Raw genomic sequence first — 14,564 nt, 5'->3', positions numbered from 1 at the left:
GGCCTGATATACTATACAAAGATAGTACATCAGGCCATGATAAAGAACTTGCTTATCTGCAAGGTTCCAGCTATTTTAAAAAGTCTGTTTTGCTAATTTATCAATCCATTTCCTGGCATTTACAAACGCCTCTATCCATGGAGAAACTTCGTCTTTACGTCCTTCAGGATAGTTAGCCCAATGCCATTGGAACAATGAACGCTCAATATGCGGCATCATCACCAGGTGTCTTCCTGTTTGATCACTCAGCATTGCTGTGTTGTAATCAGATCCGTTAGGATTAGCCGGATAAGTTTCATAAGCATATTTTGATACGATATTATACTGATCTTCTGCATATGGCAAATGGAATTTACCTTCACCATGTGAAACCCACACCCCTAAAGTGCTTCCTGCTAAAGTGGAAAGCATTACTGAATTGTTTTCCTGTATAGTCAATGAAGTAAAAATGCTCTCATGTTTAGCACTATCATTGTGTAACATTTTAGGTTTTTCTTCATGGTCTTCGTTAATCAGCCCCAGCTCTACAAACAACTGGCAACCGTTACAAACACCAACTGATAAGGTATCCTCACGTTTAAAGAAATTAGTCAGCGCATTTTTAGCCTTCTCATTGTATAAGAACGCCCCTGCCCAGCCTTTAGCCGATCCTAAAACATCGGAGTTGGAGAATCCACCAACTGCACCTATAAACTGAATATCTTCCAGGGTTTCTCTGCCTGAAATTAAATCAGTCATGTGTACATCTTTCACATCAAAACCAGCTAAATACATTGCATTCGCCAATTCTCTTTCTGAGTTACTTCCTTTTTCACGAAGAACAGCAGCTTTAGGTCTTGGTTTAGCAGCATCAATAACTGGTTTCTTTCCATCAAAATTTAATGGAAAACTATAGTTTAATACATGATTTTTATAGTTATCAAAACGTTCTTTAGCTTTAACCGGCCCGCTTTGTTTCTGATCAAGCAGGTAAGAAGTTTTAAACCATACATCACGTAAATGATCAATATCAAAGCTCCAGTTACCAGCAGCATTTTTAACCGTTAACTGAGCTGTTTCACTCACCGTACCAATTTGATGATAAACTACACCATTCGCATTCAGAACAGCTTCAGCACTTGCATCAGCCTGGAATACGATACCGATGTTCTCCGCAAAAAGTGTTTCAATAATATCCTGATCTCCTAAAGCAGAAAGATCAAGGTTTGCCCCCAGGTTACGGTCTGCAAAACATAATTCTAAAAGGGTCGTAATTAAACCACCACTGCCTATATCATGTCCAGCTTGTATTTTCCCGGCTTTAACTAATTCCTGTAAAGTATTAAAAGTAGTTTTAAACTGTCCTGCATCTAAAACATCAGGAGTTTCAGTACCAATTTTATTTAAGATCTGTGCAAATGATGACCCACCTAATTTATAACGATCTCCTGAAAGGTTGATATAATAAATAGCACCACCGCTTTTGCGTAAAACAGGTTCTACAACTGCGGTAATGTCATCACAATGACCAGCAGCAGAGATGATCACTGTACCTGGCGCAATAACTTCTCCATCTTTATATTTCTGTTTCATCGATAAAGAGTCTTTACCAGTAGGGATATTAATACCTAAACTGATTGCAAACTCTGAACATGCTTTTACAGCTTTATATAAACGGGCATCTTCGCCTTCATTTTTACAAGCCCACATCCAGTTGGCTGAAAGTGAAATACTTTCCAAACCATCTTTTAAAGGAGCCCAAACAATATTTGAAAGTGACTCTGCAATAGCATTTCTGCTTCCTGCAGCAGGGTCAATCAGCGCTGAAAGCGGCGCATGTCCAATAGAAGTTGCGATACCGTCTTTACCTTGAAAATCCAAAGCCATTACCCCACAGTTATTCAATGGTAATTGTAATGGGCCTGCACATTGTTGTTTAGCCACACGGCCACCCACACAACGGTCAACTTTATTTGTTAACCAGTCTTTACTCGCTACTGCTTCCAGTTGTAATACTTGTTCCAGATAAGTATTCAGTTCAGCAGCATCATAAGTTACCGGCTCATATTTTCTATCAACCGTTTTATCCTGCATGATTACTTTCGGAGAGCTGCCAAACATGTCCTCCATTTTCAGGTCCATCGGTTTAGAACCGTTGGTAGCAGATTCAAAAGTAAAACGATGATCACCTGTCACTTCTCCTACCGTATACATCGGAGCCCTTTCACGGTCAGCAATTTTCTGTAACGTATCAATGTTTTTCTGGCTGATCACCAGTCCCATACGTTCCTGAGATTCATTGCCGATAATTTCTTTGGCAGAAAGGGTCGGATCACCAACTGGCAGTTTATCTAAATCAATCTTTCCACCAGTCTCTTCAACCAGTTCAGAAAGACAATTCAGGTGACCACCTGCTCCGTGATCATGAATAGATACAATCGTATTGTGATCGCTTTCTACCATACCACGTACGGCATTGGCAACTCTTTTCTGCATTTCAGGATTTGAACGTTGAATAGCGTTCAGTTCGATACCTGAACCTAAAGCCCCTGTATCTGCTGAAGATACCGCAGCACCGCCCATTCCTATTCTATAGTTTTCTCCGCCTAAAACAACAATTTTGTCATTCAGCGCAGGTTTTTCTTTTTTAGCCTGGTCAGCTTTTCCATAACCAACGCCACCTGCCTGCATGATTACTTTATCATAACCAAGTTTCCTGGCGTCTTCCTCATGTTCAAAAGTAAGGATCGAACCTGTAATCAGTGGCTGACCGAATTTGTTACCGAAATCAGAAGCTCCGTTTGAAGCTTTGATCAGAATATCCATTGGAGTCTGGTACAACCAGTCTCTTTCGTTTACTGCTTTTTCCCATGGACGGTTTTCTTCCAGACGAGAGAAAGAAGTCATATAAACAGCAGTACCCGCTAAAGGCAAAGAGCCCTGACCACCAGCTAACCTATCTCTGATTTCTCCTCCTGAACCTGTAGCCGCACCATTAAAAGGTTCTACAGTAGTTGGAAAATTATGTGTTTCTGCTTTCAGTGAGATTACTGAATCAAAGTCTTTAATTTCATAGTAATCCGGTACATCAGCTCTTTTAGGGGCAAATTGCTGCACTCTCGGGCCTTTGACGAAGGCTACGTTATCTTTATAGGCCGAAACAATGCCGTTAGGATTAGCCTCAGATGTTTTACGGATCAGTTTAAATAAAGATGAAGGCTGTTCTTCTCCATCAATCACAAACGTACCATTGAAAATCTTGTGACGGCAATGTTCTGAATTCACCTGAGAAAAACCGAATACTTCGGAGTCTGTCAGTTTACGTCCTAGTTTATCTGCAAGTTTATTTAAATAATCTACTTCTTCTTCACTTAAGGAAAGACCTTCCTGCTGATTATACGCTGCAATATCTTCAATTGGCAGAATTGATTCTGGCTGAAGGCTGATCGTATAAATCTCCTGATTGAGTTCACTGTATTTTTGAAACAGCATCGGATCAAAGTCAGTAAAATCTGCTGTTGTGTTTTTGAACTCTTCAATTCTGATGATCCCGTGAATATCCATATTCTGCGTAATTTCAACAGCATTCGTGCTCCATGGAGTTACCATTGCAGCGCGCGGACCAATAAAGAACTCCGTCAAAACGGTTTCTTGTTTGAACCGGGCCCCGCCAAACAGCCAAGTTAACTTAGAAATATCTGACGATGAGAGAGTTTGCTCTGATTGTAAAGCAAAAACAGTATTAAGCTCGTTGGAGAAGAAATAAATCATGGTATGTTTTTATGGCGCAAATTTAATTTAAAAAAATTCTATGCCGCTATATATTGCAAAAATAGATGCAACAATTTGCAAATTCTACTTTAAGATGTAGAATTACAACGCTGTTGATCATTTCCATTTATTCACTTGCTCTGTTTTTTTCGTAAATTGGGAAGACAGCGCCTGCATTCTTGATTGCAGTAACAATTTTCTGCCTTTCAGGGTCCGCGTAAATATCAAATTACAAGGGCCAACCAGATTTCTCCACTGCCCGGTAAAATATTCAGCAAGTTCTTTATTTCTGGCCAGTATTTCCGGAAGCGCATGGTAATCCCGCTGACTAAAAAAAGAAAACAACCAGCTTTTCCTTACAATCACATAACGCGGGTTATCAATTTCTTCCAGCACTTCCCTTAAAGCTTTTATAAATACAGAATTTTCAAAAGTTGTTCCCCCTGTCAGATGGCAATAAACAGCACCATAACTATCATGTGTAGTAATAATCTCCAACTTCGAAGGATCAGAGTGAATAACTTCCGCCTTAATCAATGATTTAAGCAGCGCATTGGAAATCTGAAACACATCTTTTGAAATATCACGATATTTTAAATATAACCTGGCAGCAGTATAAAGCTGTTTACCACAAAAGATCAATCCCAGGCACCCTGCAAGCATCAGCCATTTAAAAAAAGATTCAGGAGTTTTCATATACCGGAGTGAACGGAAAAACAGCCTGATCATATCTGCTCCGAAACTCAGGAGTCCAAAAAACAATTCAGCGAACAGATAAGCCATCGTTTTATTCAGATACATCTTTTTTACCTTTTGATAAGGTACCTTATCAGAAAAAGGAACGCGAATTTCCTCTACCAGTACTACTCCAGCTTTTAAAGCGGTGTTCCAGGCCTCCTTTAATGATTCACGGTCACCTGCACCAATAAATGTTTCTTTGTTGCTGAGGGCTATTTCTTTAACCTCGTGAATTCTATCAGGAATATTTAAACGCCCTATCCCATTTTCAATACCCGATTTCTCTTGAAGTGACACGCCAACAAAGCCTCTGAATCTTCTTTTCAGTAGATCAAAGTCATCACCACCCGTAGCTGAAGTTGGATCTATACAAGCTAAATGCCAGATATTGGCGGTTTTTCCCGGATTATCTTTTTGCGTTCTGATCGCTCTTCCACGCATCTGGTTAGATAAAACAAAAGAACCAACAAAACTGGCCAGAATAAGTGAATTTATAGCGGGTGCATCCCATCCTTCACCTAGCAGAGATTTGGTACCAATCAGTATTTCAATACCACCAGCCTCAAAAATGGCAGTGACCAGTTGTATAATTGAATTCCTCAGGTTTCCTTCAACCTGGATGAATAGATAATCTGCATCAAATGGCACAACCGACGCATTAACTTTTAAGCATCCCGCAGCTTTTGATAAGACTTCAAATGCTGCATAAGCAGTTTGAGGAAGGATAACAATTGAACCTGTTAACACCCCTATTTTCATCTGGGCCGGATTATTACGTCTTAACTTTTCAAAAACAGGCATCACACCAATTTTATTCAACTCCATGACGTTCTCTGAGCCGTTCACATAAAATTCTTTCCTTATATAATCTGAAAGAATAACCATCCTCAATGCCGTATTGATCCGTTGATATTCAAAATCAGCAATCTCTTTAATACTATTTAACTTATTAATACTGGAAGTTAAAAAACCTGTTACCTTCTTGTTATGCCAGAAGCTGATCTGTTTGCCTTCAATTATACCATGATGAATTAACCGGTTTTCGAGCTTTCTCCGGTGTTCCTGAAACGTATTAAAATGAGTATTGTCAAAAAGATAAAATTGCAACAGGGTTTCTATCCAGGTATAATCCAATATTGGAACACTGAATTTTTTATCTCCTATAACTTCAAGATGTCCATCCTGAATTTCTCTTCCACATGCTTTCAGAAAGATCAGACAAGCGGCATAAGAAGAGAAGTTTTCATAAATCCATTCCAGATGGGCGGCAGGCTCTATCCAGACAGTCCAGTTTTCTAAAGCAGAAATCAAAGTCTCATCAGCTTTGATTTCTAAATATAAACCAGATACATTTTGCCGGAAAGTCTGTATGCTTTGCGCATCATCTGCTGTAGGCAAAGTAAAATGGATATAGTCCTGATGTGCGCATAAGTCGTTCTCTATCACTAGTTCAGGCACAGAAATCTCCAGATCAACCGGCCCGTTAAGTTCGAGGTACCTTTGCCATTCATTCACAGAAACATCATAAGGAGGCGTTGCCGTCAAACCAACAATAACAGGCTTAAGCTGGTTTTTAACTCTTGTCAACGTCTTCCACCACTCATTTTTCAAGTGATGTGCCTCATCAACTATAACTGTCCCGACTTTCTGTTCAATCAGTCCTTTAACAATCAGATCAAGATTCCTGTTATCGCTATTTTCAGTTTTTGTTTCTTCAGTTTCCTCTTCGGCGTCAGTTTCAGCTTCATCAATACGCAGGTTATTACAGGCTGCATGGAGTGCCTGATAAGTAACAACCGTCATAAATCCAGGTTTACGAATATCTGTTGATATCCAGCCGGGTATTATATCATTTGATAAAAACAGTTCGCAGAAACGCTGAATCCATTGTGCTCTGATCGCAATAGTTGGCGCCAGAATTAAAACAGGCTGATTGAGCCGCAAAGCCACTTCTAACCCCAGTATGGTCTTTCCCGACCCCGGAGGTGCTATAATATGAAGGTGTCCGTCTGTTAAATACCTGTCCAGCTGATCAAAAATGCGCTGCTGATATTTTCTCCAGCTATATTTAAACCCAATATCTTTTGGAAACTCAATCAACCCGATGTATTTATAAATTAATGATCCTAAATTTTAAAGTTGAGCGAAGTTAAATTTTTCCTCTCACTCCGGGCTTTAAATTAGAAAATTCTTACTGGATTATCCTGATAACCGTTTTCCATTTCTATCTTTGACAAAGATTTTTATCCTCATGAATTTAGATATACTACTTCAGCAAGTTGCTTTTATTCACGAAATCGACAAGCTTAAATACATCCAGAGAAAAACCCGCCTTTTCAACAGTGACCGCAGAGAAAATGATGCCGAACACAGCTGGCACCTGGCTATGATGGCACTTACATTGGCGGAACATTCCAATGAGCCGGTAGATATTTTAAAAGTCTTAAAAATGTTGCTGATCCACGACCTGGTAGAGATTGATTCAGGTGATGTTTTTCTGTATGATACGATTGTGAACCATGACAATATAGAGGCCGAACGTAAAGCAGCAGAAAGAATATTTGGTTTGCTGCCTGCAAAACAAGCAGAAGAATTTGTTGCAATCTGGGAAGAATTTGAAACCGGAGATACAGCAGAGGCCAGGTTTGCACGTTCTATGGATAGGTTTGAACCGATCTTACAGAATGTATCAAATCAGGGCGGTACCTGGACTGAACACCATGTACCTTACCATACAGTGATGGAGAAAACCCGTAAAATTGAACATGGATCTAAAATTATATGGGATTTTACTGAAACACTGATTGATGATAGTGTAGCAAAAGGATATATAAAAAAGACGGACACTGATTAAGATTTTTGTTCTTTACGCATTCATACTAAAATTGAGACAATAAAAAATCTTCACTATCCGGCTTGCCCTCAGCATCAGCTTCAGTTAAATGACCATCCTGACCACTTACTCTGGTCAGTTTTTTTCCCTGTCTGAAAACTAACTGCAACCCATGTTCCTGATCCCAATCACACGCACAGACAACCTGAACATAAAGATCTTCTTGTTCATACAACCGTCTTGTCACATAAATTTCTGTTGGCTGCACGAATTTCCAAATCTCATTTTCATCAGTAATTGCTCTTAAATCATCATCTGCTTCATCCGGCTCTGCGAATTCCAGAAAATCTAAACAGTTTTTATAAACAAGATGGGTTACGGCTTTCCTGTCTGCAGAAGTCAGCGCCAGAAAATGTTGCAAAGCATCATCAGCCTCCACTAAAAACGTTTCATCATGCTCCCTGTCATAATCGGTAAAACTGATGCCTACTTTTTCATGATCAAAAAACGGGATCTCAATTTCTTCTCCTATCCACCAATCTAAAAGGCTATCATCTTCAGTTAAAGTTCCGATTACTTTTGATATGATTTTTTCTCCCATGGCTGCTTTTTTGTGAAAAATTAAGCATTTTTATCAAGAAACTTATTATTGTGTGAATATTATACTACTGTTAATCAATTAATAAGCTTATTTAAGGTTATTCAGCGGCATAAAAAAGCCCCCAAATAGTGTCTGACTTTTTGGGGGCAGTGCAGGCTGGGCAAGCTTTTTTTATCAAATCAGTATAAATCTATACTCTTGGTGAATGACAATATAAAAGCACACGGTATTATTTTTTGCTTTCCATAGGGGCAGAAACTGAAGCCGATGAGAATTGGGTGAGCACTGCTTTGACATTTTTGCCTGCATCCCCTTTATAATTGACATTATCAATTTTCCAGGCACCGTTCTCTTTAACCACTACGACATCATCTTTCCATGCTTTATTGTTAGCAGTCTTGTTGGTAAACTCAACACTAACAACAGCTTTATCTCCTTCAATTTTAGTTTCACCAATTTTGAATCCGGTATATCCATCCTGCTGGCTGGTAAAAATGTCACCATCAATCATTGCTGGCTTATCCGTTGATTTTGAGGCCCTGATCTCTGCTGCCGATAAAGCCTCCTTTTCAAGTGCTTTGTCAATCAGTACGGCTAATGAGGCAGAAAGCAGCCCTTTATCGGCACCAACATACTTGCCTTTGTAATATTTGTAAAATTTGTTAACCACCTTGGTGATCCCATCACTTTGAGTGTTGTTACAGCTAAATAAAAGCATAATAACAATAAGAGGAAAAAATAGAATTTTGGTTTTCATAAGCTTAATATTTGGTTTTTAGCTAAAAAATACTACTCTCTAATATAAGCAATTATTCAGACAGGACAATAAATAATATCACTGAAATTAACCCATAAGTATTTGAATGATAACACAATAACATTGCTTATCAAATCAATCGTTTTTCTGTTTTTCGGGCCTCTTACAGGTTCGCTAACTTTCGTTTACAACAGGCTCAGGAGTCAGAAAATCTGACAGTCCTTTCTTAAGATTCGGACAGGGTGCATTTTTCAACCCGTAACGTACATCATCTATTTTCCAGTTCCCATTTTGTCTGATCAGCTGCACTTCATCCGTCCATACAATATCATCTTCCCGGTGATTCGTGAATTCTACACGTACTGTGGCCAGATCACCGTCAGTTCTTACCCGTACTATTTTAAAAGAAGTATAACTCTCATACAGACTTGTAAAAATATCTCCTTCTATCATAGCTGGCTTATCAGTTGACTTTGCCGCTTTTAATTCAGCGGCTGATCGTTCTTCTAACTTAACCGTTTTGTCAATCAGTGCAGCCAGTTCTCTGGACAATAAGGTTTTGTTTACCAGTTCAAAAGGGCCATCGTAATTTTTATAAAATGCATCTACAGCTTTAGCTGCGCTATTGCTTTTAGAATTAGTACAGCCGAATAAAATTACAGCAGTAATGATTGATACTAAAATTTTGGTTTTCATTGGTATATGGATTTGTTTTGCCAGGTATTAATTGATGATTATTTTATTCTACATGCCCTGAATAGATCGTTTTACCATCTTTCAACTCTCCAAGCCTCCAGACATTATTTCTTTTTTCCAGAAATACGCCTTTATCAGAAGCTTCGGTTTCATAAGCTGTTAAAGATTTTTTGTTCAGTACCCAGCTTGTTTTTTGTGTAAAGACTTCTGCTTTTTTCTGATCATCGGAAAAGATGACACTTGCGGTTGAAGTTTTATCCATACTTTTTAATTTAAAAGGCAATTCAAGCACACGGATACATCCTTTTTTAAGATTACTCCATTGATATTGATGACCAGCACACAGCCTGCAACGCTGATCGTCGGCATCCGAACTTACTGCGGTAATGGGGGTCAAAAACTGCGACAGCACATCTTTAGTACTTTTCCCAAAAGAGTGTTCCCCTTTAAAACGAACATTATCGATCTTCCAGGCATGATTTTCTTTAATTAATTCTATATCGTCTTTCCACGTTTCAGTGCCGGCCTTGTTATTGGTAAACTCGACCTGAACAGTAGCTTTATCGTCATAGATGCTGGTTTTACCAATCTCATAAGAGGTGAAACTTTCTGACAGACTGGTAAAAATATCACCTTCAATCCTGTTTGGCTTGTCTGTTGATTTTAAAGCTTTGAGTTCTTCTGCAGATTTAACTTCTTCTGCAATTGCTTTGTTTACCAGATCGGATAAAGTAGTGGAAAGTAAAGTTTTGTCTACCTCCTCAAACGGCCCCTTGTGGTGATTATAGAAGGCATTAATCACTTTGTTAATCTCATTATTTTTGAAAGGGTTACAACTGAGTAAGAGCGTCGTTACGATCAATGATAACAGGATTCTTAATTTCATATCATTAGGTTTAAAGTTCAGTAAGCTGCCCGGAACAGCTTTTATAATTCTATAAACGCGATTTAGCTGCAAGACCCCTATTGCAGCACTGAAATATTTATATGCACCGGAGAATAAATGGATTGTGTAGTCAGTAACAATAAACCCCTATTTTGGTGAGCCGGGATAAATCAGTAAGTTTAAAAAAAAATAGTTAAATAGTTCTTTTAAAATCCGGTAATGCACGCATTTATTATCATCTTATCAATTCTTCTGCTCTCTTTCACCTTATTATCAATTGTTAAACACGATTACTGGACTTTCAGAATTTTCGATTATCCCCGTTTACAAAAACTGGTACTTTCTATCATTTGTGTATTACTGATTATCTTTTTTTACCAGGGGCCGGTACTTTATAACTGGTTACTCACTGGTTTAATTACCTTGAATATTGGCTATCTTTTTGTACAAATCGTCCCTTTCACTCCATTTGGAAAAAAACAAGTACTCAGGATAACGGCAGCTATTCCGGAACAAAGTCTGAGTATCATGATCGCCAACGTTTATCAGGACAATACCAATTCAAAAGGCTGCCTGCAAGAAATACAAAAAAGCGATCCGGACCTGGTACTCCTGCTCGAAACTAACCAGCGCTGGGACAACGAAACCAGGGAACTGGAAAAGAGATACGGGTTTCACGTTCGCGTACCACTGGAAAACACTTATGGAATGCTATTGTATTCCAAACTGGAATTAAAAGATCCGGCTGTTCTTTATCTCGTAGAAAAAGATATTCCATCTATTCATACTGGTGTGATCCTTAAAAATGGCATGCGGATCCAGTTATATGCGCTGCACCCGACTCCGCCTGTGCCTAATGAAAATCCAAGATCTACTGAAAGAGATAAGGAATTGCTGCTCACAGCAGATCTTGCGCAGCAAAGTAAAGATCCTGTAATCGTTATCGGTGATATGAATGATGTTGCCTGGAGTTATACTACAGAACTGTTTTTGAAAATGAGCGGCCTGCTGGATCCAAGAAGAGGAAGAGGATTTTTCAACACTTTCCATGCACATTATCCGGTTATGCGCTTTCCATTGGATCATGCTTTTATCTCCACAGATTTTAAACTGAAGCATATCAAGCGCCTGGCAAATTCCGGCTCTGATCATTTTCCGATTTATATTGACCTCCAATACGAGGCAAAAGCCTCTATTGAACAAGAAGCGATGGAACCTGATGCTGAGGATATAGCAGTTGCAACAGAAAAGAAACAAGATATTACCAGTGATTAAACGTAAATTGCCTGTACATGGAACCTGATGATGTAAAAATATCCCGTAAGAAACCAATTTTCCCAGTTACAGCTGCTTTGCAAAAGTACCTGAGAACCTATCAGCGGGACTCCAAACTTCCAATCACTTACAATGACTTGTTAGTTTTTGATGAAGCCTATCCGATTATGGATAAATATGGAAAAGATTCACTTTGGGAAGGGCCTATTTACCCTGCAGACCGGATTGAACAATTACATAATGGCCTGAAAGTTATTTATGCCAATTTAAAAGCATCTGGTAACCTGCGTATCGTACAACATAAATATATTGAAAAAATCGAATATTGCACCTTTGGCAATACACATCCTTTTCGGATTAAAATTGTCAATCGTCTAAATGATGTCTACGACTATTTTTATGTTAAAAAAGCAGATGCATCCCGGATTTACGGCCTGGAGCTGGAAGAAATTCTCTCCCCAAACCAAGTTAACTATCTGGTTGATGGAGAAACACTGATTGAAGAGCATGTGGCCGGAATACCAGGAGATGTTTTCGCAAAAATGTATTTACACAATCCAGAATATAATCCTACACGTATTGCAAAAGAATTTGTAAAATTCAACGAACGTTGTTTAGTCATGCTGCTGGGCGATATGCGGGCTTATAATTTCGTGGTACAGATCACACCCGACTTTGATGATATTCAGTTCAGGATCAGGGCTATTGACTTTGATCAGCAGTTTTATGAAGGAAATATCAAAGTATACCTTGCACAATTCTTTAAAGAGAACCTTCCTTATGTAAAGATGTGTATGGACCAATTGTCTGATAAAACTTTTCTGCAATATCAACAGGAAGAGAAATCTTCTATCTTACACCGTGTCCGCAGTGAGCGCCATCGTCTTACGGATTTACGGGATGTATCCAATACGGAGGTTCTGACCACGCCAGAAAACATAGAGACATTGAAAAAAGGGATGTCAGAACATTTTGCAGACCTGAATTACCTAAACTGTAAAACCATGACTGATATTGTAGAACTGAATATTAAAAATATTATCAGGCAGGTGAAATTATAGCAACTAAGGAAGATTCGGATCCAGCACCAGTTTACTCCATCCTCCTTCTCCGCTGGTTTTTAATTCTTTTTTTCGTTCTTCCAGTATCTTCTGCATTTTACTGTTATACGCCCAGCATGTGCTCTGCCTGATCAGCAATAATCCTGAGAGTTTATGGGAAGAAATCTTCCCTTTTGTAGAGTATACCAAAAAAAGCATATAAAAAGCTTTATTGATCGGGATCTTGCTATTTTGAAAAATAGTATGCGCAATTACTGATTCATCATAACCGCACTTGGTACATCTTCTGCTATAGGGTAAGAAACCGGCCAGAAAAAATGTATTTGTACATTTACGGCAAGTATATCCTTTCGCCCATTTCAGCTCGGAAAGATATTTAAAACACGTTTCCCTATCCGGATAAATCTTACTGAACTCTGCAAAATCAACATGAGCTGACATTACCCTGGCTTTGGTAACCTTCTCTATGTTCAAATGCAATTCCTGATTATCTTTTTCCAGCATCGTATTCATCAAGGAAATCTCTTCATTCTGTTTTTCAATAATGGAAGCCTTCAGGCTGACTTCTTGTGTGCGCTCATCAACCAGTGTAGTTAATTCCTTGTTTAAAGTATCTTTCAGACTTTCATTTACCTGCAATTGATGAATCATTCTCTTTTGCACTTCACTTTCATTTTTGCGCAAGGTCCTCACACGCTCGCCAATGGCAAAAGACACAAGGATCATTTCAAATACAAAACAGAAACTCAGGCTATAGTAAGTAAAGGGCCCGTATGGCATCCAGGGTACATTTAATAACAACAGAATTTTGATCAGGAAGCCGATAACCAGAAATGTATAACCGATCACAAAAAACATTGCCGGACGGTAATGTTTTTTAAAAATATAAATACCAGTTCCATAAGCAACGAGCAAAGGGATGATTTCTACTAGTTTATAACTAAAAAGATGTGTATTAAACAGACAGATTATAAAAAATAAACTGCGTAAAATGATAACCCAGACAATTAATTGATAAAGCTTCGGCGCTTTGGATTTGACGTAAAGAAAATTAAGGGTAAACATCAGCGCGAAAACACTGCTTAAATACAAACTAAAGCCAATCCCATATTCATTCCATAAAGGCCAGTCAGGCCACAGGTATTGAAAGGCTATACCATCAATGCTCATTTCGTAAAGGCCAATACTTAGATTATACAATACATAATAGAGATATTGCATCTGTCTGACCGCAAAAAACATGAGCAGGTTATACAAACTGAAAACGATTACCATTCCATAGAACAATCCGAAAATCAGGTATTCATTCAGGGCATATTTCACAAACCAGCGGATATCTCTCAATACCATAAGCGCACTTACTGATTGAGACGATTTTATCCGTACATAGTAGGTTAGCGTTGCGTCAGTATCATTATTAAGCTCATAAACAAAGTTCTTATGCTGATATTCTCTTTGACTAAATGGATAGGCAGTCCCGGAATAATACGCCTGGTAATTACCATTGCTGTCGGGTACAAACAAGGCAAAATGATTAATTGACTGATCAAAGAATTCAAGTATCCAGTTTTTAGCAGATGCTCTGGAATGTTTTATTTTAAACTTATACCAGTAAGCAGAGGTGATATGATAGTTTTTGGGTGTATATTTCTTATTCACAAGAAATGCTGACTGAAGAGCAGGCTTTAAAATATCAGTTAATTTCAAAGTGCCCGTACTATCTTCCAAATATTCAATTTCCCCATAAGAAAAAATATAATGCGGAACTTTATCATCAATTGAAATAATCTTTTGTGCATAAGACAGTTCAGTTGTCAGCATAAAAAATAAACACATGACCATAAGGATTCTAACCAAATGGCCTGCAGAAGAGTTAAAAACAGGTTTAGTCATTAAAAATTGTAAAGATGTTAATCACAGGATGACTAAATATAATCAATTGCAATGAACAATTTAACAATCAGACA

10 protein-coding genes are annotated in these 14,564 nt (G+C 38.4%); 3 read left to right on the top strand and 7 right to left on the bottom strand.

Translation table 11 applies throughout. The features are described 5' to 3' along the window. Positions 1-75: 75 nt before the first annotated feature. Positions 76-3,750, bottom strand: coding sequence for a phosphoribosylformylglycinamidine synthase (purL, locus tag AB3G38_RS01985; RefSeq protein ID WP_367866824.1), 3,675 nt, complete (start codon positions 3,748-3,750; stop codon positions 76-78). A gap of 117 nt (positions 3,751-3,867) precedes the next feature. Next, positions 3,868-6,588 carry a DEAD/DEAH box helicase family protein gene (locus AB3G38_RS01980; RefSeq protein ID WP_367866823.1) on the bottom strand — a complete coding sequence of 907 codons (2,721 nt, stop codon included), beginning with the start codon at positions 6,586-6,588 and terminating at the stop codon, positions 3,868-3,870. Positions 6,589-6,739: 151 nt separating this feature from the next. On the opposite strand from AB3G38_RS01980, the gene AB3G38_RS01975 reads away from it, so the two are divergent. Further along, entirely contained in the window at positions 6,740-7,342 is a 603-nt protein-coding gene (locus AB3G38_RS01975) for an HD family hydrolase (RefSeq protein ID WP_367866822.1), read from the top strand. Between the two features lie 25 nt (positions 7,343-7,367). Here AB3G38_RS01975 and AB3G38_RS01970 read toward each other — a convergent pair whose 3' ends face one another. The 4 genes from AB3G38_RS01970 to AB3G38_RS01955 all read right to left on the bottom strand — a co-directional run bounded on the left by AB3G38_RS01970 (position 7,368) and on the right by AB3G38_RS01955 (position 10,261). Then, entirely contained in the window at positions 7,368-7,922 is a 555-nt protein-coding gene (locus AB3G38_RS01970; protein WP_367866821.1) for a hypothetical protein, read from the bottom strand. 229 nt (positions 7,923-8,151) lie between these two features. Further along, the gene (locus AB3G38_RS01965; RefSeq protein ID WP_367866820.1) at positions 8,152-8,679 is read right to left on the bottom strand and encodes a DUF3828 domain-containing protein; all 528 of its coding nucleotides are present in this window, start codon (positions 8,677-8,679) and stop codon (positions 8,152-8,154) included. Between the two features lie 174 nt (positions 8,680-8,853). Beyond that, positions 8,854-9,375, bottom strand: coding sequence for a DUF3828 domain-containing protein (locus tag AB3G38_RS01960; protein WP_367866819.1), 522 nt, complete (start codon positions 9,373-9,375; stop codon positions 8,854-8,856). A 43-nt stretch (positions 9,376-9,418) separates the two neighbouring features. After that, complete coding sequence (locus tag AB3G38_RS01955) at positions 9,419-10,261, bottom strand: DUF3828 domain-containing protein (protein WP_367866818.1); 843 nt, start codon at positions 10,259-10,261, stop codon at positions 9,419-9,421. A gap of 219 nt (positions 10,262-10,480) precedes the next feature. On the opposite strand from AB3G38_RS01955, the gene AB3G38_RS01950 reads away from it, so the two are divergent. Both AB3G38_RS01950 and AB3G38_RS01945 read left to right on the top strand, forming a co-directional pair. Further along, the gene (locus tag AB3G38_RS01950; RefSeq protein WP_367866817.1) at positions 10,481-11,536 is read left to right on the top strand and encodes an endonuclease/exonuclease/phosphatase family protein; all 1,056 of its coding nucleotides are present in this window, start codon (positions 10,481-10,483) and stop codon (positions 11,534-11,536) included. 17 nt (positions 11,537-11,553) lie between these two features. Continuing rightward, on the top strand, positions 11,554-12,597 hold the full coding sequence (locus AB3G38_RS01945) for a hypothetical protein (RefSeq protein ID WP_367866816.1): 1,044 nt from the start codon (positions 11,554-11,556) through the stop codon (positions 12,595-12,597). A gap of 3 nt (positions 12,598-12,600) precedes the next feature. Here AB3G38_RS01945 and AB3G38_RS01940 read toward each other — a convergent pair whose 3' ends face one another. Then, a complete protein-coding gene (locus AB3G38_RS01940; protein WP_367866815.1) occupies positions 12,601-14,490 on the bottom strand; it encodes a 7TM diverse intracellular signaling domain-containing protein in 1,890 nt (629 codons plus the stop codon). Positions 14,491-14,564 lie beyond the last annotated feature (74 nt).

It is taken from the genome of Pedobacter sp. WC2423 (genome assembly GCF_040822065.1).
Taxonomy (GTDB): Bacteria; Bacteroidota; Bacteroidia; order Sphingobacteriales; family Sphingobacteriaceae; genus Pedobacter.
The sequence above is the reverse complement of the archived record's forward strand: the minus strand, read 5'-3'. Positions and strand labels throughout refer to the sequence as shown.